The following is a 22,212-nucleotide window of genomic DNA, read 5'->3' on the forward strand; positions in this document are numbered from 1 at the left end:
GCCTCGTCAATGCACGGCGCCGATTTCGATGAGCCGCTTCAGGATCTGCGGGCGCGGCGCACCGGTCACCTCGAGCCCTTCCAGCGCCTCGAAGGTAGCGATGGCGGCGCGCGTCTGGTCGCCCGCGATGCCGTCGGCATCGAGAGAAGCGACCTGAGCCGCCGACAGCCCTTCCTGGATGCGCCGTACCAGCTCCTTCTCCGAAAGGTTCTCGGCAGTGGAAGAGGCCGCCGGAGCGGGCTGGGTCTCACGAGAGGAAGGCACGACGGCCGCGATGGCGCCGGTCGTCTCCTCTGTTGGCGACTGCGCCACGCGTCCTCCACGACCAGCGGCGGAGGATCGGGCCTGCGGCACGGGCGCCGCACTCGCCATATCCTGGTGCAGCCGCGAGAGCAGCGCGGGTGATGGCTCGCCGTCGACCCTCAGTCCGTTATCGCTCTGAAACGACTTGATGGCCGCCTCGGTCGCCGGTCCTGGCCGGCCGTCGACGGGCGAGGCGTAATATCCAGCTTCGGCCAACGCCTCCTGGAGTTCGCGAACGAGAGGCACCGGAGCCAGCGTCGGATCATTCGTCGCAACCCGAAGCTGGCTGCCCGTGGTCGAAGCGCCGGTCTCGGCGCGCGTCACCAGCATGGGATGAGGATGACGCCCCGGCTGACCATAGAAGGCGTTGCCGGCGACGACGGCAAACAGCGTCGCCAGCCCTGCGGCGATTGCCGTGGGCTTGGGATTGCGAAGCACAAAGCCGGCGGCAGGACGCAGGACGACAACCGCCAACTGGCCGGCGCGGATCAGGCCTTTAGGCCGATGCGCGCTTCTGTTCGATGTCGTGCGGGCGGGAGCTGGTCTTCTTGCGGGCATCGGTCAGCGGTACGATCTTTTCCTCGGAAGCCTCGGCGGTTTCGCCGATGGCGGTGCAGTCGAAAGGTAGGCGGAGGGTCACGGCCGTGCCCACCCCGGTCTGGCTACTGATCTTCATCGTACCATGATGGAGATTGCAGAAACCTTTGACCAGGGACAGGCCGAGCCCCGTTCCAGGATACTGCCGGGCGACCCCGGTGGAAAGCTGGGTGAAGGGCTTTCCAACCCGGGCGAGATCGGCCTCGGCAATGCCGATGCCCGTGTCGGTCACGGTAATCGCTATGCCGGCCGATTCGATCCGGCTCTCCAGCGTGACGATCCCCTTGTCGGTGAACTTCACGGCATTGGCCAGAAGGTTGATCAGCATCTGCTGGCATGCGCGCTTATCGGCGACGATGGCCGTGTCGCCGCAGCCAGGGCGAAGATCGAGGGTGATGCCCTTCTTTTCCGCCTCGGGGCGGATCATGTCGGCGGTCGCCGTCATGACCTCCGACAGCGTGAAGGATTCGGGCGAAAGCTCGTAGCGCCCCGCCTCGATCTTCGACATGTCGAGGAGACTGTTCACCACAGAAAGCAGGTGCTGTCCCGACTGGCGGATCAGGCCGACATATTCCTTCTGCTGGGGATTCTGGAGACGCCCGAAATATTCCATTTCCAGAATATCGGAAAAGCCAATGATGGCGTTGAGCGGCGTTCTCAACTCGTGGCTAACCGCAGCAAGGAAATGGCTTTTCGCCGCCGAGGCGTGACGAGCCTCATCGAGTGCCGCCTCGAGCTCGTCACGGTCATGCGGCCGCTCCTCTGAGAGCACGCCCAGAATTTCCCGGCGCTGTCCGTCTTCGGCGTCGAGACCGATGAGCTTCATGGAAAACGGCGCGAACTTGTCCTCGGCGACCCGCATCTTGAGACCGACATCCGCCTCGTCGCGCCCGGCCGCCATGTCGCTCAACGTCTTCAGGTAGGCGACCCGATCGGTGACATGGATGCGCTGAAGAAGATCGGCCTCGGAGGCGATCGTGGAGGAAGAGCCTAGCCGAACCCGCAGCGCCTCGGAAGAACCGGTCAGGCGGCCGGCGCCGTTGAAGCGCAGCACGATTCGGTCTGTCGCCGACTCGATCGCGGCCGTCTCGGCTTCATCGAGGGTCGAAGGCGCCGTATCCGGTTGGCGGCCGGCCGCGCGCCGCGCGGCAAGGGCAAGAGAATAAAGCCCGAAGACGAGCGCCGAGATCATGGTCGAGCGATCAGCTCCGCCGGTTTCCACGAGAGCGGGCGATTTCGCAAAAAACAGAAGGCCGACGACGACGAGCACAGCGCTCGTGAGGCTCGCCACCAGAACGGGGCGCCGCTTCAGCGCGATCGCTTCGGCGATGGGTAGGCTGATCAGCCAGAAAAGCGGCGAATGCCATCCCTCGCCGCCCGAGACGACAGCGCCGATGCCAAGGATGATCACAACGAAAAGACCGCCGACCACCACATCGAAGCATCCGGTTACCGCCAGTGCGGCTGCGGTGCCAAGCAGAAGGCCGGCGACAAATAGAGGGACGGTGGCAACCAGCGATCCTCCGCCTGCAACGGCGAAAAGAGGTGCGGCAAGAGCCACGAGGAGGCCGCCGACGACAAGTGCACCAATGGCGCGGGCCTGAGTCTCGCGCTCCTCGCGAGCCGTGACCGCCGGGCAGACGAAGCCGGAGAACCGCATCCTCGCGAGAGCAATGAGACTCCGGGCGTCGATCGATTGCCGCCCCGCCCAGTGCTCGTCTCGTTGCTTCATTGCCACTTCCACCGATAGTTCCGCGGCCGACAGACGAGACATCCGCAGGCGGACGACGTTCGGCGGCGATCGATCGAACGATGCGCTTAACACTTTAAGGAAGGCATAAGCCCGGCTTGCAAGCCAATGGCGTTTCCCGGCAATCCGGGCTGTTCCACAATCGGCGGTCCGCAAGGATGCGATCATGGTTAACGTCCGGTTGGCAGCCGGCTTTGAAGGCGATTCAAAACCCGCGGGGCCATATCGCCCCCTTGCCGAGACAGGTATCGTTACAACTTGAATCGAATGCCGGCAATGGCTGAAACGCGGCCTTTGAGCATCAGTTCTATGGTCGTCGTGTCGAAAAGAGGTGCCGCCCAATCAACGAGGCGAGCCCCAAGCAAACGGCAGACAGGGAACGTCATGCGGTTCATTATCAAAACGGCATTCTTGCTTGGATTGGTCGCCTTCTTCATGTCGCCGAGGCAAGGCGAAGGCCCGGACGCAGCATCGAGCTTCAACCTCTATCAGGGCCTTCAGGGGCTTCAGCAGGCCGTGGCCGACCTCTCGGGCTTCTGCGAGCGAGCGCCGGATGCGTGCGCCATGGGGCAGAGCGTTGCCATTTTCGCAGGCGATCGCATCAGCGACGGCGCCCGCCTCGCCTATCGGATGATGCGGGACGGATCGGGCGAGGAACGGGTGGTCGATCCCTACATGACCTCGGCCATCCAGAGCGAGCCCCCAGCCGTCGATCCGATCGGCAAGATGATCGACGCCGTCGACGAGAGCCCCATCGTCGAAACGCCGCAGATTGCGCCGCCGACCGAATACCGACGCCCGATAATCGCGCAGCAAAGTGCTGCCATTCCCGCGAGCCCGGCCACCGTACCGCTCATGCCCAAGCGTATTCCTGTGCCCCAGAATCCGCCTCGGACCTGACACCGGCCCTCAATCCTACTATATCGGCAATAGGAGCATCGGATGCCCATCCGGTGCTCCACGCTATTCTGGAAGCGGATGCATCATGCCGACGTTCGAAGATATCGCTGCCGAGTTTGAGTTTCTCGATGAGTGGGAGGATCGCTACCGCTACCTGATCGAGCTGGGCCGGCAGCTTCCGGAGATGCCGCCCGAGGCGCAGAACGATACCAACAAGGTGCGCGGCTGCGTCAGTCAGGTCTGGTTGATCAGCCACAAAGACGGCGCCATGCCGCCCCACCTGACCTATGAAGGCGAGTCCGACGCCCATATCGTGCGCGGCCTTGTCGCCATCGCCTTGACGCTCTTCTCGGGCAAGACCGCGCCGGAGATCCTGGAGATCGACGCCGAGGCCGCCTTCGCAAGGCTCGGCCTCAAGGAGCATCTGACACCGCAGCGCTCGAACGGCCTGAGGGCCATGGTCACGCGCATCAAGGAAGATGCTCGTCACGCTCTCGAAGCGGTCTGAGGTTTTCGGGCGGCCGGATCAGCCGTTGCCCGCCGCATCGCGGTCCGCTCCGGTGATGGTCGGGCGATAATCGGCAGCGCCCCATCGCCGGATATGTCCGCTCTTGCCCGAGCCTGCCTCGCGGTCGAATCCGTAATGGCGCGCCAGCATGCCGAGTCCCGCCTTCAAGAGAAGCTTCGCGGACCGGGCCGGCCAGCAGCGCTCATGCTCGACCGTCTCCAGCCCTTTCAGGAAACAACACACGTCCAAAAGCACGCCCGACAGTTCCGGGCCAACCGAGGCGATCGCCGAATTGACGCGGGCCTTGGCGTCCAAGGCCGTCTCGGAGAGGTCGCTCGCGCCGCGCCATCCCTCGCTCGCCTTCGCGCCAAAATCCCATCGCTGACTGACAGCGGGCGTCAATCCGGCGCGGGTGAAATCGGCGCGCAAGCGCTCGCCGGCCATCGCCTCGCTTGGCGCAAGAAATGGTCGGCCATCGCGCGCGGCACGAGTGGCAAGACGGTAGAGCGGCGATTCTTCCTGATTGAAGGTCTGCCGGAGCGCGGTCATCGCGGATCTCCGTCGAGGTCCTGAGCGGGCGGTGGCATGAGTTCGGCGCAGGACGTCGCCAGTCGCTCCAAACGGCTGAGAAGAGCGTCGAAGTCACGGTCCTCGCGCTGATCCTCGATCCGGCGCACGGCATGGCCGATGCTGCTTCTGTCACGGCCGAAGTTCGGAGCGATCGAGGCGAGCGGCACCTGGAATATGACGTGGGCCAGATACATCGCCACATGCCGCGCCAGACATATTTCGGCGAGACTGCGTTGCGGCTGGACGATCTCCGCCACCGGCACATCGAGACAGGCGCTGACGATTTCCTGGGCCATGACACATCGAAGGCCTGCCGCGCGAGGCGGCATCGCGGGCCTCGGAAGTGGCGCCTCGCGGCGTTGGAAAGAGTGTTGGGGGGTACTCACGGGGCTCGGCTGCATGACTTCACCTTTTGTCAGCGATGCCTCCTGTCTAGCGCAACCCTGAGGATATAGGAATAACTTCCTTCCATCTGCTAGCGCATACTTCTGCCAAAATCCCTTAGGATGCAGGGCTCATACCTCCACCATCAATGAGCCATGCGTTTATTTTCCTCCCCTCCCCGCACAGCTGCCCATCATTGTCGACGTCCAAGGCAGGAGAGCGAATGTGACCCAGGAAACAGCGTTGGCGGGGATGGAGCAGGCACTGCGCGCTGCGGCTCGCAGCTACATCGAGAATCTGCGCACTTCCCAGCGCCAGGCGGAATACGGCCAATACATAGCGTCCGCGCTCGCCCGGTTGGGATATCCTCCCCCGGCGCATGGTTGGCCCGTCCTGGCGAGCGGAATCGATTCCGCCCTCGCGGCTCGTCTGCGCCAGGCGGTAGTCGCCGAGATGGCGCGCCTGTTGCGCCTCGCGCGAAGCGGCCATCCCGCCTACGACGTCAATCGACACATCGCGACGAGCCGCGCGCTCGCCTGGCTTGACGGTCGGGATCGCGACCAATCCTCCCGCGAGGGGAACTCGCGACCAAGCGGAAAGAGCCTCAACAGCCGCTTCGTCCGTCGCGCCCATCGCCGCGGCACCTCGCGCCTCGCCGGCGCATGATGCGCCCTGACGTCGCGGCAAGCGATGGTTGCGCTCGACGTCGCCTCACATCGCGGTATCATCCCCGCACAGGGACGCCTTCCGCTTAAACGCTCTCATAAGATCGTCAAGCGGATTGCCGGAACGAACCATGGGAGGACCGTGAAGCGCCATGACCGTCAGAAACCTCGACGCTCTGTTTGCTCCCAAGTCCATTGCGCTGATCGGGGCGAGCAACCGCCCCGGCACAGTGGGCTCAGTGCTCGCACGCAACCTGTTCCGGGCAGGCTTCCAGGGGCCGGTGATGCCCATCAATCCCCACGAGGAGGTCATCGGCTCGACGGTCAATTATCGCTCGGTGGCGGATCTGCCGCTTGACCCCGATCTGGCCGTCATCGCAACACCCGCCGCATCGGTTCCCGCACTTGTCGCGGAGCTGGGCGAGCGGGGGTGCCGAGCGGCCGTGGTCATCTCCTCCGGCTTCAGCCCTTCCTTGCGCGACGAGCTTCTCGCCGCCGCCCGCCCCCACCTCATGCGCATCGTCGGGCCAAGCTGCGTCGGCTTCGTGTCGCCGCAGCGCGGCATCAACGCTTCCATCGCGCATATCACGCCACGCGCCGGTGATCTCGCCTTCGTCTCCCAGTCCGGCCCCTTGGCGCTTGCCGTCCTGGATTGGGCAGACGCCCATGGCGTCGGCTTTTCCCATCTCCTGTCGATCGGCGACATGAGCGATGTCGATATCGGCGATCTTCTCGACCACCTTGCCCAGGACGGGCGCACGCGCGCCATTCTGCTTTATGCCGAGTCGATCACGGGGGCGCGCAAGTTCATGTCGGCGGCGCGGATCGCGGCGCGCATCAAGCCGGTGGTCATCATCAAGAGCGGGCGCACCGAGGCTGGCGCGCGGGCCGCCATGTCACACACCGGCGTCCTCGCCGGTTCCGACGCGGTCTGCGATGCCGCCTTCAGGCGTGCCGGCATGCTGCGCGTCGCCTCACTGCGCGAGCTGTTCGAGGCTGTCGGCACCTTGGCCTGCCAGGTGCGCCCTCGGGGAAACCGGCTTGCGATTCTGACCAACAGCGGCGGAGCGGGCGTGCTGGCGACGGACGCGCTGGAGGATCATGGAGCCACCCTCGCCGCGCTCGCGCCAGAGACGTTGTCACAGCTCGAAGCGCTTCTGCCCGCCGACTGGTCGCATGGCAACCCGGTTGAAATCCTGCGGGAAGCGACCGGCGAGCGCTATGAAAAGGCTCTTAAGGCCATCCTTCCAGACCATGAACAGGACGCGGTTCTCGTCATGAACTGCCCGACAGCGACGACCGACGGGCTTGATGCGGCGAGGGCCACTGTCGCGGCGCTGGGCAGCACCCGTCGCGTGCCGATTCTCACCTGCTGGATGGGCGCGAGCACGGCCGAGCCGGCGCGCCGCCTGTTCGCGGAGAGGGCCGTGCCGACCTACGAGACCCCCGACGGCGCAGTTCGCGCGTTCATGCACCTCGTCGAGTACCGGCGCAATCAGGACCTCTTGATGCAGACGCCACCGCCCCTCAAGGTCAATCCGGCTCACCGGGAGACCGCCAGGGTGCTCGTCGAGGAGGCACTCCGCGAGGGACGCGATGTCCTGACCGAGCCTGAGGCCAAGCAGTTGCTGGCAGCCTACGAGATTCCCGTGGTCGACACCCGGATCGTCACGACCCCGCAGGAGGCGGCGGCCGCGGCCGAGGAGATCGGATACCCGGTCGCCCTCAAGATCCTGTCACGCGACATTTCCCACAAGTCGGAGGTCGGCGGAGTCCAACTGGAGCTCGATTCGCCCGAGGCGGTGCGCATCGCGGCGAGCGACATGCTCGATCTGGTTCGCCAGCGCAAACCGAAGGCACAGGTCGACGGGTTCACCGTCCAGCAGATGATCGTGCGGGCGCACGCCCACGAACTCCTGGTGGGCATTGCCGAAGACCCGAACTTCGGCCCCGTTGTGCTCGTCGGCCAGGGCGGAACAGCCGCCGAGGTCATCGCGGACCGCGCAGTTGGCTTGCCGCCTCTCAACATGGTTCTCGCCCACGACATGATCGCAAGAACGCGTGTCTCGCGGCTTCTCAGGGGATATCGCGAGCGGCCCGCCGCCGATATGGACGCCATCGCGCACACGCTCGTGAAGCTCTCCCAGATGGCGGCCGACTTCGCCGAAATCGCTGAGCTGGACATCAACCCGCTTCTCGCCGACCATTCGGGGGTCATCGCCCTGGACGGGCGCGTCGTGGTGCGCCCGAAGCCGGCGGCGGGCACCGCCCGCTTCGCCATTCGCCCCTATCCCGAAGAGCTCGAGCGCGACATCACGCTGCGCGCCGGGGCAGGCTATCACATCCGCCCCATCCGCCCCGAGGACGAGCCGGCGCTCATCGAGATGCTGGAGCGATCCTCGCCTGAGGATCTGGTGCTGCGCTTTTTCGCGCCGGTGAAGAGGATCGATCACAGCTTCGTCGCGCGTCTGACCCAGATCGACTACGAACGGGAGATGGCTTTCGTGATCAAGCCGGACGCGTCGATGGAAGCGCCGATCCTCGGCGCGGCGCGCATCATCGCCGATCCGGACAACGAGGCGGCGGAATATGGCATCATGGTTCGCTCCGACATGAAGGGCCACGGGATCGGCTCGGCGCTGATGCGCCATCTCCTCGTCTACGGCAAGGCGCGGGGGCTCAAGCGGGTCTTCGGCGACGTGCTCTATGAGAATCGCGGGATGATCGACCTCGCCGGGCGGCTTGGCTTCAGCCGGCATGTCGACGAGAACGATCCGCAAATCTGCCGCGTCGAGATTGATCTGGCGACCATCGATCCCAATCTCGCCGGTTAGGGCGCTCCGTGAAAAGTGGAGAGGCTTTCCGGCCTCTCCACGCAGATGGAGCGGGAAGGTGAATCGGCGGCACCCCTCAGGACCCCGGAAGGTTGGATCCTGCTCCAAGCCGAGCCAGGGCAAGACTGATACAGGATCAACCAGGGAAGCCACCGCTCTCCGGCTTGCTTTATTCCGCCTTGCGGATTAAGCAGTATGGTATGGCAGTTGGCGAGCGCGTGGCGATCCGTATGGGAGGTCGCGAAGGGAGCCGCCAGCCTCAGCCGCTTCCGCGGCTGCGGCATTTGGGATTTACACGAATGGCAGATCCACTTTTCAAATCAATGACAGCAACAGGCTCGGCTGAAGCAGATAACGCGGAGAACGGCGGCGACAGCGGCGCAAAGCTCTTCTACAAGATGGCTGCGGTTCTCGACTGTTTCACTCGGGCACGGGGGCAGCTTTCCATTTCAGAAATCATGGATGAGACAAGTCTGCCGCGGACGACGGTCCACCGGATCGTTGCATCCTTGCGAGACATTGGCCTCCTGGATCAGGACGGGCGACGCCAGACATATCGTCTGGGCCTGAAGATGTTCTATTTCGGCAACGTGGTGATCGCGAATCTGGACTTAAACCGCCACGCACACCAACATATTCTGGAATTGCATCAGCTCACCGGAGAAGTCGTCCATCTCCATATTTTCGATGGCAGCCAGATGGTGTGCATCGAACGCGAGGAAATGGACGAAACACGCCTGACGACGCTGACCACCATGGAGGCGGCGCCAACCTATTGCACCGCGGTCGGCAAGGCGTTCCTCGCCTTCCAGGACAGCGATCTCATCGCTCGCATCGCAGTCGAAGAAGGGCTCAAGGCGCGCACGGCCCACACGCTGGCGACGCTTGAGACGCTACAGGCCGACCTTGCCCAGATCAGGGACCGGGGTTTTTCGATTGATGATGAAGAAAACCAGCTTGGCATCCGCTGCGTCGGCGCGCCGATCCGCGACTCCAGGGGGCGAGTCTTCGCCTCCATCAGCGTATCCGGTACCAGTGCACGAATGCCTTTGAGCAGGATTCACGGCTTGGCACCTGCGGTCATCCGCACAGCCGATGAAATCTCGCTGCGGTTGGGGTGGAACAACCTGTAGGAATTAGCGCCCGATTTTCGATGCTAGTTCCGAATTATGGGATTGACAGCCTGAGGCAATAGTTTTAGTCCCTTCCCATCAAAGGAGTTGGGAGGCTACCGATGAGGCTGATGAAATCCGTCGTTGCCGTTCTTCTGGCTGGGTCAGCGAGTGCGGGAGGATCGCTCGCCGCTGAATTCCCACAGCGGCCGGTAACGATCATCGTACCGGCTGCAGCCGGCGGTGGCGGGGATACGACGACGCGTCTCCTCGCTCGCAGTCTCGAAGGTCAGCTCGGACAACCGATCACCATCATCAACCAGGGCCAGGGAGGTGGCGTCGTCGGACTGACGTCGATCAAGAACGCGACACCTGACGGCTATACGGTTGGCCTTTTATTCCCTTATGCGGGATACCGATTTACCGGGCAGGCGGATTTTTCTGCGTCAGACTTCACGCCCATCGCCAACTTTAACGGCGACTCATCGTCCATCGTCGTCGCCTCCGGCTCACCGTTCAAGTCGCTGAAGGAAGCGCTCGACGCGCTGAAGGCATCGCCGTCCGAATACAAGATCCATTGCAGCGGCGGCTGCGGCAGCGTCTGGGACGTGCCTGTTGCGGCCATGATGCTCGACTATGGCATCGCCGTCGACAAGATCAGCTGGATTCCCGGCCAAGGCGCTGCCACCGGCCTCACCGAGCTGGCGTCCGGCGGGGTGGACTTCCAGACGGTCTCGCTGCCCGAGGCATCGTCTCTCATGAAGGCGGGCGTCGTGCGGCCGCTGGCCGTCCTCAGTCCGAAAAAGGTTCCGGGCTTCGAAGACGTGTCACTGGCCGGCGATACAGTTGGCCACCCGGTCGACGGCGGAACGTGGCGGGCCATCGGTGGGCCGGCCGGTATTCCCGAAGACACCGCCGCGACCTGGGAAGCCGCGATCAGGGCGGCCGTTGAATCCGATGAATTTCAGCAGGCCATGGCCACCGCCAATTTCGGCGTGAAGTGGATGAGCGCTGAAGAACTCGCTGCCCTCATGCATACGCACGAGGAAGAGACGCAGCGCGTCATGACCGCCCTCGGCTACCAGAAATAGTCATTCGCGGAATCCAGTCATGAAAATCCACGATGCCATCATCGGCGCGATCTTCCTTTGCATCGGGATTGCTGTCGTCATCTATGCGAGGACGCTGGTTCCTCCCCGTCATCTTGCTTATGGTCCGGGTTTCTTCCCGTTTCTCGTGGGATGCGGCCTTGCCTTGGTCGGCGGCGGCATCGTGATCCAGAGCTGGCGCGGCCTTCGTGCCACGCCCTTTCTGGTCGCGCCGGACTGGCTGGCTTCGCGCAAGGCGTTCCTTCGCTTCTGGGTGCTACCGTTCAGCATCGCCTTCTACATGCTGGCGATCGGGCCGTTTGGCTTCCTCGGCACGGCAACCGTCCTTCTCGCGATGATCCTGGTGGTCAACGACGTGTCGCCGCTCCCGGCGATCGGGATTTCTCTGGCGGTGGCGATGGTCGTCAACATCATCTTCGCGTCCTTCCTCCACGTGCCTTTATCCTGGGGGCTTCTGACGCCGATCTCGGGGTGGTTCATATGGTAGACCCCCTCGCCATTTTCGCTCAGCTTGCCGATCCTTATCTGCTCGCGGTCATCCTCGTCTGTTCCTGCTACGGCCTGATCATCGGAGCCATTCCAGGCCTGACGGCGCTCATGGCGACAGCGCTGCTCGTTCCCTTCATCATCTTCATGAAGCCCCTGCCCGCCGTGGCGGCCATCATCTCCGCGTCGGCCATGGCGATCTTCGCGGGCGACATTCCGGGAGCGCTGTTGAGAATGCCCGGAACACCGGCTTCCGCAGCCTATGCCGACGACGCCTACGGGCTGACGCGGAAAGGAAAGGCTTCGTTGGGCCTCGGCGCGGGGCTGTTCGCTTCGGCCGCCGGCGGGTTGATCAGCGCAACCGTCCTCAGCCTTTGCGCTCCGTGGCTGGCGCGGATCGCCCTCTCCTTCTCCAGCGTGGAATATTTCTGGCTCGGGGTGCTGGGCCTGTCCTGCGCGACCTTCGTCGCCGGCCCCTCGTTGCTCAAGGGTATGGCGTCCCTGCTGCTTGGCCTTCTGCTGGCGACGGTCGGCCTCGACCCTGTGTCTGGAATGCCCCGCTTCACCTTCGGTTCGACCAACCTGATGGGTGGGCTTGGCCTGATCCCGGTGCTGATCGGCCTGTTCGCCATATCGGAGCTCCTGCGCAACGCCAATGTCGATCTCGTCGGCGAGCAGAAGGCCAATCGAAGTGGCTCGATCTTCGCCACCATCGGGGAGGTCGTTCCTCGGCACAAGACGGCCATCTTCCGCGGCAGCTTCATCGGCACGATCGTCGGCGCGCTGCCCGGCGCCGGGTCGGATATTGCGGCATGGATCTCCTATGCCATGGGCCGGCGCTTCTCCAAGGTCGGCTCGGCCGATACGGACGAAGGCGCGGTCGAGCGGATCGTATCGGCGAGCGCGGCCAACAATGCCAGTCTCGGCGGCGCCTACATCCCGGCCACCGTGTTCGGCATCCCCGGCGACGCGATCACCGCCATCGTCATCAGCGTGATGTTCATCAAGGGCATCAATCCCGGCCCGACGCTGTTCCTCAACCGGCCGGAAGTCATCTACACGATCTTCGCGATCTTCTTCGTCGCAAACCTTCTGATGATCCCGCTTGGCATCGGCTGCATCCATGCGTTCGGCCTGATCCTGCGGATGCCGGCGAAGTTCGTCTCACCCGTCATTCTTCTCTTCTGCGTCCTCGGTGCCTTCTCCGTCGAGAATACACTCTTCGCCGTCGGGCTGATCATCGTCTTCGGTCTGCTTGGATATGTGATGGAGGCCAACTCCATCCCCCTCGCCCCGGCAATCCTCGGGCTCATTCTCGGGCCTTTGCTGGAGCAGACATTCATGACGACCATGCTGAAGTCCCAGGGCGATCTCATCGCCTTCTTCAACCGCCCGATCGGCGGCACGATCGGAGTTCTGACTCTCGGAATCTGGACGCTGACGGTCGCTCTCAAGGCTTTCAACTCGGCAAATCGCGAAGGCGAATTACAAACCGACACCAATCAGGTGTGAATTCCAATCATCGACATGAATTAACGGTTGTCACTTATAATTCTACTAGATTATACTTCGTATTAACAAGTATTATCACCAAACTACAGGGAGGCTGCATCAATGAAAACCACATCCAGGATCGCCGGAGCCCTCATCGGCGCAGTCGCGGCGAATGCGCTCCTCGCGGCGGATGCACTCGCCGACTGGCCTGAGCAGCCAGTCAATCTCATTGTCGTGGCGGGCGCCGGCGGCGGCAGCGACTACACCATGCGTCTGATCGCGAGAGAGCTGGAGACGAGCGGCGGCCAGCCGATCAACGTCATCAACCAGGCCCAGGGCGGCGGCATCGTCGGATACACAACCTATACGACCGCAAAGCCCGACGGCTATACGCTTGGACAACTCTCCCCGTTCGCGCAGTTCAAGATTCTCGGGCAGGCCGATTTCACCGCCGACAGCTTCACGCCCATCGCTCTCGTCAACGTCGATCCTTCGGCCATTCACGTTGCGGCGGATTCCAAGCTTCAGTCGCTTGATGATATTGTCGCCGCTCTCAAGAAGGATCCGGCCAGCCTCAAGATTTCCTGCGGCGGAACCTGCAGCGCGAGCTGGGACATCCCGTTCATCTCGCTGATGATGGCCGAGGGCATAGACGTCGCCAAGGTCAATCTCATTCCGGCGCAGGGGTCTGCGGCCGGCCTTCAGGAGCTCGCCTCGGGCGGCGTCGACGTGGTGCTTTGCTCGGTTCCCGAGACGGATGCGCTGACCGCCGCCGGCATGGTGAAGACGGTCGCCGTCCTCGCAGACGAGCGTCTCAAGCGCTATCCCGACGTGCCGACCGCCAAGGAGCTGACTGGCAAGGACGTGACCGGCGGCACATGGCGCGGCATCGCGGGGCCGGCGGGTATGGACCCCGCGCTGGTCTCCCAGATCGAGGGGCGTATTCATCAGGCTTATGAAACAGAGAGTTTTCAGAAGGGCATGAGCGATCGCGGTTTTGGCACCCAATACATGGGAGCCGAGGATTTCTCCGCCTTTCTCCATCAACACGAGGCGCAGACCAAAGAGGTCATGAACGCTCTCGGCCTTGGTGCGGGCGCCGGCAAGTAAAGACCGGCAGGGCTCCCCCGGAAGACAGGGTTTCCGGGGGAGAGGTCCGTCACCCGCCACACTCGACGATATCACCAGCTTCTCGCGGCAGCTTTCGTTGCCGCGACGGGAACGTAGTGTCCACTGAAGGCTTTCGAATTTCTTCTTCGAGGATCGAAATGGACACTGCGTTCCCCTCCAATCTTCATGGTGACGGCTTCCCTCCGCCCCCGTGAAGCAACCTTAAACTTCGAGGAGAATGTTGAAATGAAAAAGGCCGTCGGCCTCATGCCCGCGTGCATGACCATCTGGAACAGCGATCAGAGCTACTCCAAGCCGAAGATGGAGAAGTATCTCCGCTGGCTGCTCGAGCAGGGCGCACAGTGCCTGTCAATCTGCGGCAGCACCGGCGAAAACATCACCATGAGCCATGACGAGCAGAAGGAGATCATGGACCATGTGCTCGGCTTCATCGCCGGCGAGGTTCCGGTCTTCTGCGGCACCGGCGTCTATCCCACGATGCACACGGTGATGCTCAGCAAGTTCGCCGAGGAGCACGGCGCCGACGGCGTCATGGTCATCCTGCCCTACTACCTGACCCCCCACAAGAAGGCGGTGATGAATCACTTCCGCGAGCTGCGGCAGAACATCTCCATCCCGATCATGGTCTACAACAACCCCTGGTTCACGGGCTACGAGTTGACGCCGCTGGAGGTCAAGACGCTGGTCGACGAAGGCGTGGTCAGCGCCATCAAGGCGGCCCACGGCGATGCCAACCGCGTCCATGAGCTGAAATTCCATTGCGGCGACAAGCTCGATGTCTTCTACGGGCATGACTATGCGGCAATGGAGGGTCTTCTCGCCGGCGCCGATGGCTGGCTGAGCGGTTTTCCCGCCATTCTGCCGCGCGCCTGTCGTGACCTGCAAGACATCTGCATCGTCGAGAAGAACGTCGATAAGGCACGCGCCCAGCAGGCCAAGATGCAGCCGTTCATCGACTACTTCTTCTATGACAAGGAGGCAGGCGTGCCGCACTGGCAAGAGGTCTGCAAGTACACCTTGACCGCCCAGGGTCTGGATGTCGGCCTGCCGCGCCGGCCGCTGGGCGACCTGGACGACGCGAACAAGAAGAAGATCGAAAAGCTGCTGGCCGATCTTCTTTAGGACGGCCGAGCATGGGTGCCGGCCGCTCATGGACGCCGGCACCTGTCAAGGCTTGCCGTCAGATGCCCCTTCGGCCGATTGGCTCATGCTTTCGGGGCCGACCGACCCTTGAATTGGCGGATCGGGCATTCTCGTGAATTCGTCGCGGCCGATGCATCCGTCGTCGGCCCGGCCTCCATGAATTCCCATGAATCTCATCACACGTCGTCGACGCGGGGAGAGGCGCGGCGTTGCCGGCCGGCGCGACGAAGCTTCAGGAGGAAAGCATGAAGAATACGGGACGTTTCGGGTTGGCGGCGGTCGTCGCTGGCGCCGCTCTCGCCTTATCCACTCTCGCGGGGGCCGCCGCGGACAAGGTCATCAAGATCGGCACGGGCATTTCCGAGCAGCACTACCAGTATCACGCCATTCAGGAGTTCAAGAAATACGTCGAGGACAAATCCGGCGGCCATCTCGGCGTTGAAATCTATCCCAACGCGATGCTTGGCGGCGACCTCGATGTGCTCGAGGCGATCAAGCTCGGCACGGTGCAGATGAACGTGCCGACGCCCTCCGTGCTCGGAAACTTCGTCAAGGAATTCCGCCTTCCTGATCTGCCCTACGTCTTCCCGAACGAGGCAGTGGCAAACCGCGTCGCCGATAGTCCCTGGGCCGAGGAGCTTCTCAAGAAGCTGGAGCCCGTCGGTTTTCGCGGACTGGCGATCGGCGATTTCGGCACGCGCCACATTACCAACCGGGTGCATCCGATCACCTCGCTCGCGGACCTCAAGGGCCTCAAGCTGAGGGTCATGCAGAACCCGGTCATTCTCGACGTCTTCCGCGCTCTCGGCGCCAATCCGACGCCGATGGGCTTCGGCGAGGTCTTCTCCGCCCTGCAAACGGGAGCGATCGACGGGCAGGAAAACCCTTATGCCACGATCCTTCTGTCGCGCTTCTACGAGGTGCAGCCGTACCTTTCCAACAGCGGGCACATGCACTCCTGGGACGTTTTGATCATCGGCAAGGCGTTCTATGACGGCCTGACGCCGGAGGAGCAGAAGGTTGTTTCCGAGGGCGCGAAGATCTTCGCCGCCTATGAGCGCAAGGCCTCGAAGGAAAGCGAGACCGAAGCGCTGCAGAAGTTGATTGCGACCGGCATCACCTACACCGAAATCTCACCGGAAAATCTCGCGGAGATGCGCAACACCGCCCTGCCTGTGGTGGAGAAGCACGGCAAGGAAATCTCGCCCGAGATGTACGACGGCTTGATGAAGGCGATCGACGCAGCGTCGACCAACTGAGCCGCGTTTCGTCCGATCCCATTGGACCAATCAAGGCGCACCGGCGAAGCGTTTGCCGATGCGCGCGGGCAGAGGAAGACGGTGCGCCCGCCCCCGTGTCCAACTGAAAGGCCAACGCGGCCAATGCCGGCGTCGCCCCATGGCGGCGGAAAAGAACAACGACTTCGCGCGGGGAGGTGCGAAGAATGGTCCGCAAGTTTCTTTCCCATACCGATAAGATTGAGGAGACGCTGAGCGTTCTCCTCTTCCTCGCGCTCGTCGTGCTTTGCTTCATGCAGGTGCTTTTCAGGTTTTTCCTGAACTTCTCCCTGTCATGGACAGAGGAGCTGGCGAATTATGATTTCATCCTGCTCATCTACGTTTCGTGCAGCCTGGCCATTCTGCGAGGTGCGCATGTCCGCGTCGAGATTATCGACGCGCTTGTGACGGGCGTCGCAAAGTACGTGCTCGACCAAATCCTCGATCTCATCTGGACCATCTTCATCTTCGCCGTCGGTTATTACGGCATCGGCATCATGCGGGATGCGTTCCTGGTCGAGAAGACCACTCCGGCCCTGGATTGGCCCTACGGTGCCGTCTACGCGATCGTGCCCGCGACCTTCTTCCTCATGACCGTGAGACTGCTCCAGCGCATGGTGCAGCGCCATCGCGCCTGGGTCACGAACCACGAGAACATTTAGGCGCGGAGGCTTTCCCATGAGTGGCACCACCATCATGTTGGGGACGTTCTTCGTCCTCCTCTTTCTCGGCATGCCCATCGCGATCACCATCGGGATCTCGACCGCGCTGGCCCTGATGGTCAGCGGCATGCCCATCGCCTTCATTTCCCAGCTTGCCTTCTCCTCCCTCGACAGCTTCGTCTTCCTGGCGATCCCGCTCTTCATCATGGCGGGATACGTCATGGAGGTGGGCGGGCTTTCACGGCGCATCGTCGATTTCGCGTCGAGCCTGATCGGCAGGGTCACGGGCGGGCTCGGTATCGTCACGGTGCTCGCCTGCATGTTCTTCGCCGCGATCTCCGGCTCGTCCCCGGCAACCGTGGCGGCCATCGGAACGATGATGATCCCGTCCATGGTGCGACGCGGCTACGATGCGAACTTCGCCGGCGGCCTCACCGCCTGCGCGGGCTCTCTCGGCATCATGATCCCGCCGTCCATTCCGATGATCGTCTATGCCATCAGCGCCGATCTTTCGATCGGCAAGATGTTCGTCGCCGGCGTCGTGCCCGGCGCGCTCATCGGCGCCGGTCTCATTGCCGTCGCCTTTTTTCTGGCGCTCCGGCGGGGATACAAGGGGTCCGACCAGCCCTTCTCCTGGAGGAGGGTCGCGCGGACGGGCTGGGACGGCAAATGGGCGCTGCTGACGCCGATCGTCGTCCTGGGCGGCATCTACTCCGGCGTGTTCACGCCGACCGAGGCCGCCTGTGTGACGGTGGTCTACACCCTCATCGTATCCCTGTTCATCTACAAGGACATGCGGCTGCGGGACCTTTACGTCATCACCTCGCGCTCGGCGATGACGACCGGCACGGTGATGATCATCCTCGGCTTCGCCATGGCCTTCGCCCGTTATCTGACGATCATGCAAGTGCCCAACGAGGTGGCCGAGTTCATCCTGCAGATCACGGACAACCCGACGGTGATCATGCTCATGTTCGTGGTGATGATCTTCATCACCGGCATGTTCATGGACACGACGGCGCAAATCCTGATCTACACGCCGCTCTTGCTGCCGGTGCTCGTGAAGCTCGGCGTCGATCCCTATCATTTCGGCATCATCCTGATCGTCGGCACGGAGCTCGGCCTCATCACGCCGCCGGTGGGCGTCAACGTCTTCATCGCCAAGACGATCAGTGGCACTCGGCTCGTCGACCTCGCCTTGTCGATCATCCCGTTCGTCGCCAGCATGCTCATCATCCAGATACTGATGGTGTTCCTGCCACAGATCGTCACCTTCGTCCCCAATCTGCTCTACCCGTGAACGGGTTCAGTCCTCCGTGGAGTCGTCTCGCGGAGGGCCCAAGGCTGGCGCGATTAGCGCTTTTCCTCACAAACATGGCCTTGCCGATCTCGGGCAAGACCGCGTTGAAACCATGGAAGAAAGACATCATGGGCTCCCACCTTCTCGGCGGCGTTGCTCAGCCGGCCCCTGCATCACGCGATCTCGAAGAACTCGCCCGCTTGATCCGGGGCAGGGTGTCGACCGACAGTATCAGCCGCACGGTCTTTGCCACCGATGCCTCGGCCTATCGCGAGCCGCCCATTGGCGTCGTCGTGCCGGAGGATAAGGTCGATCTCGTCACGATCGTGCGCTTTGCCGCCGAGCACGGGCTGGCGCTGATCCCGCGCGGCGCCGGCACGTCGCTGGCGGGCCAGGTCGTCGGCTCCGGCCTCGTCGTCGACATGCGCAGGTTCGATCGCATCCTGGAAGTCAACGCGGCCGAGCACTGGGTGCGCGTCGAGCCGAGCGTGATCCGCAACAGCCTCAACGAGGCTCTGCTGCCCCACGGGCTGCTCTTCGGCCCGGAAACGAGCACGGCCAACCGTGCCGTGATCGGCGGCATGATCGGCAACAATTCCTGCGGCGCTCATTCGATCGTCTGGGGCTCCACCCGCGACAACCTGCTTTCGGTGAATGCCATTCTCTCCGATGGCAGCGAGGCCGTGTTCAAGGCCCTCTCCCCCGAGGAGTTCCACCGCAAGCGGGCCCTGCCCACTCGTGAGGGCGATATCTATCAGACGATTTTCAAGGAATTATCGGATCCCGTCCGGCGCCAGCGCATCATCGAGGAATACCCGAAGCCCTCGATCAAGCGCCGCAACAACGGCTATGCGATCGACCTCCTTCTGCGCTCCAACGTCTTCACGCCGGGCGGTCCGGACTTCAACATGGCGACCGTTGTCGCCGGATCGGAAGGAACGCTGTGCCTCGTCACGGAGGCCAGGCTCGCGCTGGTGCCCCTGCCCCCGCCGGTGACGGGCTGTGTCGCGATGCACTTCGACGATACGATCGAGTCTTTGAAGGCCACGCTGATTGCCCGGAAATACGATCCGACGAGCTGCGAGCTGATCGGCGAGTTTCACGTCCAGCAGGCGATCGCCAACAACAGGGAGAACCCGCACAACGTCATTGGGCAGTCGAGCCGCTGGATCGAGGGAGCCCCGAAATCGATCATCGTCGTGGAACTCGTCGGCGACAGCCGAGAGGAGATCGAGACGCGTGCGGGCGCCATGGTCGCCGAGCTCAGGGAAAGGCGGATGGGCTATGCTTGGCCGCTGTTCTTTGGCGAGGATGTCGATCGCATCTGGACCTTGCGCCGTTCTCTCGGCGGTATCAACAGCTCCAGGCCCGGCGATGTGAAGCCCTTCGAGGTCATCGAGGATTGCGCCGTCGATATCGAGGATCAGCCGGAATATGTGCGCCGTCTCGAGGAGATACTCCACCGCGAGGGCGTCCAGTTCACCCATTCCGCTCACGCCGGCGACGGCGAGCTCCACACCATTCTCTTCGTCAACTACAAGACCTCGCAAGGCGTGGCGCTCGTGCGCCGCGTGCTCGAACAGGTGGTCGAGCTGATCAAGAGCTTCAGAGGCTCGCTCTGCGGCGAACATGGCGATGGCCGTCTGCGGGCGGAATTTCTCCCCCGTCTCATCGGGCAGGACAATTACGACCTGTGTTGCCGGATCAAAGCCGCCTTCGACCCGGCGGGCATCCTCAATCCCGGCAAGATCGTTCATGCGCCGCGCATGGATGTGTCGCTGCGCTACAAGCCGGACGCACCGACGCCGGACATCGCCACCGTCTTCGACTGGAGCCGTGACCTCGGCATCATCCGTGCGGTGGAGCGATGCAGCGGCATCGGCGAATGCAAGAAGGTCACGAGCGGGCTGATGTGCCCGAGCTATATGGCAACGCGCGAGGAGAAAGATTCCACGCGGGCGCGCGCCAATGTTCTGCGCGAATTTCTCACCAACTCGCCCAAGGAAAACCGGTTCGATCACGCCGAGATCAAGGAGATCCTGGATCTTTGCCTTTCCTGCAAGGGCTGCAAGAGCGAGTGCCCGGCCACCGTCGACATGGCGAAGCTCAAGGCCGAATTCCTTCAACACTACCACGACGCGCACCGTCCACCGCTTCGCGCGCAGTTGATTTCATCCTTCGCGCCGATGATGCGCGCCGCGTCCCATGTCGCGCCGATCTTCAACTATCTCGCCACGCAGGAGCCGTTTTCCGGTCTGTTCAAGTCCATCGCCGGCTTCGCGCGCGACCGTTCGATGCCTGAGATTTCGCGTCCAACGCTGACCCGTTGGGCGCGGCGGCATCCTGACAGCGCATCGCTTGGCGTCCGCCGCGTTCATCTCTTCTGCGATGAATTCACCGATCTCAACGACGCCCACGTGGGAATCGCCGCGATGCAGCTGTTGAGGCATCTCGGCTACGACGTCCGACTCGTGCGCCCTGGACAGAGCGGCCGCGCGATGATCTCGCAGGGTTTCCTCAGGCGCGCGAAGGCTTGCGCCGAGCGCAATGTCATGGCGCTGAGGGACGAGGTGAGCAAGGAGGCGCCGCTGATTGCCATCGAACCCTCGGCCATCGCGTGCTTCAAGGACGAATATGCCGATCTCGTCGACGCCGAACTGCGGCAGGATGCCCGCTCGCTGGCCGCGCACAGCTTGATGTTCGAGGAATTCATTGCCCGCGAGATGGATCGCGGCGCCATCTCCGCCGACGCCTTCACCGACGAGGCTCGGCGGGTGCGTGTTCATGTCCATTGCCATCAGAAATCGCTGTCGTCGCCACAGATCGTGAGGCGCGTCCTCTCGCTGCCGCGAAACTACGACGTTGCGGAAATCCCCAGCGGCTGCTGCGGCATGGCCGGCGCCTTCGGCTACGAAAAGGAGCACTACGCGCTGTCGATGCGGATCGGCGAGCAGGTGTTGCTGCCCGCCGTGCGCGCCGAGGACGAGACGACGATCATCGCCGCCTCCGGCACCAGTTGCCGCCACCAGATCAAGGATGGCACGGGACGGCGCGCCCGGCACACGGCGGAAGTCCTTTACGAGGCGCTGAAGCGGTAACGCCGCGTCCTTAAGCGTCGGCGCGAGGGCAGTTCTCTCCCTGGTGTGCTTCCCTCCGGTTTCGCCTTCAACGAAAGAGCGAAATCAGAGTGGGCACGAGCGAAGCGCAATGATGCGCCCATCGCTCTGTGCCCCCTGCCATGCCGCGCCGCTCTTCTCCATCCTGGTTCGACTGACTTTTTTCCCGCCGGACAAAGCCGCATATCCCTATGTTTCTTAAACATATTCTTGGTCTCGTTTCAGGTATCTGACGCCGAACGAGCATTCGATGTCTCCCTTCTGACAGCGCTTCCCGGCGCACCGCATATCCTCCCAGCATCGACGAAGCAGTTTGTCGCTGCCGGGAGGGCGCAATGGAATTGCTGAGGGCATCTGCGAGCGGTCAGCTCGCCTGGCTTGGAGCGGCACTTCCGGCGAGACCGGCGCCTTCCGCTTCCTGCGCGAGCTGGTGATCATGCTCGCCTCGTTCCGGGAACTGGCGGTCAAATCGCCCTGGATCTATCGGATCAACGCCGGCTCCTGCAACGGCTGCGACGTGGAGATGGCGACCTGCGCGCTCATCCCGCGCTACGACATCGAGCGCCTGGGCTGCCAGTATTGCGGCAGCCCGCGTCACGCCGACATCGTCCTCATCTCGGGGCCTCTCACCCGGCGCGTGCTCGATGCCGCGCGCCGCGTCTTCGACGAGATTCCCGATCCGAAAGTGACGGTGGCGGTCGGCGTCTGCCCGATCTCGGGCGGCATCTTCCGCGAGAGCTACGCCGTCCTTGCCCCCATCGACCAGTACTTCCCCGTCGACGTCAACGTGCCCGGCTGCCCGCCTCGCCCCCAGGCCATCATCGAGGGCGTCGCCGAGGCCATCGAGGTCTGGCGCCAAAGGCTCTGACAA

19 protein-coding genes are annotated in these 22,212 nt (G+C 63.1%); 15 read left to right on the forward strand and 4 right to left on the reverse strand.

Annotated elements, in window-relative coordinates; translation table 11 throughout:
• Positions 1-6: 6 nt before the first annotated feature.
• Positions 7-777 (reverse strand): peptidoglycan-binding domain-containing protein, encoded by a 771-nt coding sequence (locus B5D38_RS02575; RefSeq protein ID WP_165690766.1) that lies wholly within the window; start codon positions 775-777, stop codon positions 7-9.
• 22 nt (positions 778-799) lie between these two features.
• Positions 800-2,632, reverse strand: a complete 1,833-nt coding sequence (locus B5D38_RS02580; RefSeq protein WP_165690767.1) for a sensor histidine kinase — start codon at positions 2,630-2,632, stop codon at positions 800-802.
• A gap of 402 nt (positions 2,633-3,034) precedes the next feature.
• Between B5D38_RS02580 and B5D38_RS02585 the strand changes: the two genes are divergently transcribed.
• Positions 3,035-3,550, forward strand: a complete 516-nt coding sequence (locus B5D38_RS02585; protein ID WP_078706811.1) for a DUF5330 domain-containing protein — start codon at positions 3,035-3,037, stop codon at positions 3,548-3,550.
• Positions 3,551-3,635: 85 nt separating this feature from the next.
• Entirely contained in the window at positions 3,636-4,058 is a 423-nt protein-coding gene (locus tag B5D38_RS02590) for a SufE family protein (RefSeq protein ID WP_078706812.1), read from the forward strand.
• Between the two features lie 18 nt (positions 4,059-4,076).
• Here B5D38_RS02590 and B5D38_RS02595 read toward each other — a convergent pair whose 3' ends face one another.
• Together B5D38_RS02595 and B5D38_RS02600 are read right to left on the reverse strand one after the other, a co-directional pair.
• Positions 4,077-4,607 carry a DUF6456 domain-containing protein gene (locus tag B5D38_RS02595; protein WP_078706813.1) on the reverse strand — a complete coding sequence of 177 codons (531 nt, stop codon included), beginning with the start codon at positions 4,605-4,607 and terminating at the stop codon, positions 4,077-4,079.
• Positions 4,604-4,924 (reverse strand): helix-turn-helix domain-containing protein, encoded by a 321-nt coding sequence (locus B5D38_RS02600; protein WP_207552873.1) that lies wholly within the window; start codon positions 4,922-4,924, stop codon positions 4,604-4,606. The genes B5D38_RS02595 and B5D38_RS02600 overlap by 4 nt, the downstream gene beginning before the upstream one ends.
• Positions 4,925-5,237: 313 nt before the next feature.
• On the opposite strand from B5D38_RS02600, the gene B5D38_RS02605 reads away from it, so the two are divergent.
• The 13 genes from B5D38_RS02605 to B5D38_RS02665 all read left to right on the forward strand — a co-directional run bounded on the left by B5D38_RS02605 (position 5,238) and on the right by B5D38_RS02665 (position 22,209).
• Complete coding sequence (locus tag B5D38_RS02605) at positions 5,238-5,678, forward strand: hypothetical protein (RefSeq protein ID WP_131829853.1); 441 nt, start codon at positions 5,238-5,240, stop codon at positions 5,676-5,678.
• A gap of 151 nt (positions 5,679-5,829) precedes the next feature.
• Positions 5,830-8,511 (forward strand): bifunctional acetate--CoA ligase family protein/GNAT family N-acetyltransferase, encoded by a 2,682-nt coding sequence (locus tag B5D38_RS02610; RefSeq protein WP_078706816.1) that lies wholly within the window; start codon positions 5,830-5,832, stop codon positions 8,509-8,511.
• Between the two features lie 299 nt (positions 8,512-8,810).
• Positions 8,811-9,644 carry an IclR family transcriptional regulator gene (locus B5D38_RS02615; protein ID WP_165690768.1) on the forward strand — a complete coding sequence of 278 codons (834 nt, stop codon included), beginning with the start codon at positions 8,811-8,813 and terminating at the stop codon, positions 9,642-9,644.
• Positions 9,645-9,745: 101 nt separating this feature from the next.
• Positions 9,746-10,714 carry a Bug family tripartite tricarboxylate transporter substrate binding protein gene (locus B5D38_RS02620; RefSeq protein WP_207552874.1) on the forward strand — a complete coding sequence of 323 codons (969 nt, stop codon included), beginning with the start codon at positions 9,746-9,748 and terminating at the stop codon, positions 10,712-10,714.
• Between the two features lie 19 nt (positions 10,715-10,733).
• Positions 10,734-11,219 carry a tripartite tricarboxylate transporter TctB family protein gene (locus B5D38_RS02625; RefSeq protein ID WP_078706818.1) on the forward strand — a complete coding sequence of 162 codons (486 nt, stop codon included), beginning with the start codon at positions 10,734-10,736 and terminating at the stop codon, positions 11,217-11,219.
• Entirely contained in the window at positions 11,213-12,730 is a 1,518-nt protein-coding gene (locus tag B5D38_RS02630) for a tripartite tricarboxylate transporter permease (protein WP_078706819.1), read from the forward strand. The genes B5D38_RS02625 and B5D38_RS02630 overlap by 7 nt, the downstream gene beginning before the upstream one ends.
• A gap of 102 nt (positions 12,731-12,832) precedes the next feature.
• Complete coding sequence (locus B5D38_RS02635) at positions 12,833-13,822, forward strand: tripartite tricarboxylate transporter substrate binding protein (protein WP_078706820.1); 990 nt, start codon at positions 12,833-12,835, stop codon at positions 13,820-13,822.
• A gap of 246 nt (positions 13,823-14,068) precedes the next feature.
• Positions 14,069-14,965, forward strand: coding sequence for a dihydrodipicolinate synthase family protein (locus B5D38_RS02640; RefSeq protein ID WP_207552875.1), 897 nt, complete (start codon positions 14,069-14,071; stop codon positions 14,963-14,965).
• A gap of 266 nt (positions 14,966-15,231) precedes the next feature.
• Positions 15,232-16,245: a TRAP transporter substrate-binding protein gene (locus B5D38_RS02645; RefSeq protein ID WP_078707082.1), complete on the forward strand. Its 1,014-nt coding sequence runs from the start codon at positions 15,232-15,234 to the stop codon at positions 16,243-16,245.
• Between the two features lie 185 nt (positions 16,246-16,430).
• Positions 16,431-16,925, forward strand: coding sequence for a TRAP transporter small permease (locus tag B5D38_RS02650; RefSeq protein WP_078706822.1), 495 nt, complete (start codon positions 16,431-16,433; stop codon positions 16,923-16,925).
• 16 nt (positions 16,926-16,941) lie between these two features.
• Positions 16,942-18,225 carry a TRAP transporter large permease gene (locus tag B5D38_RS02655; protein WP_078706823.1) on the forward strand — a complete coding sequence of 428 codons (1,284 nt, stop codon included), beginning with the start codon at positions 16,942-16,944 and terminating at the stop codon, positions 18,223-18,225.
• Positions 18,226-18,353: 128 nt separating this feature from the next.
• Positions 18,354-21,323, forward strand: a complete 2,970-nt coding sequence (locus B5D38_RS02660; RefSeq protein WP_078707083.1) for an FAD-binding and (Fe-S)-binding domain-containing protein — start codon at positions 18,354-18,356, stop codon at positions 21,321-21,323.
• Positions 21,324-21,654: 331 nt separating this feature from the next.
• Positions 21,655-22,209: an NADH-quinone oxidoreductase subunit B family protein gene (locus B5D38_RS02665; RefSeq protein WP_245318747.1), complete on the forward strand. Its 555-nt coding sequence runs from the start codon at positions 21,655-21,657 to the stop codon at positions 22,207-22,209.
• Positions 22,210-22,212: the final 3 nt, after the last annotated feature.

The organism is Consotaella salsifontis, assembly GCF_900167365.1.
In the GTDB taxonomy this organism is placed as follows: Bacteria; Pseudomonadota; Alphaproteobacteria; order Rhizobiales; family Rhizobiaceae; genus Consotaella; species Consotaella salsifontis.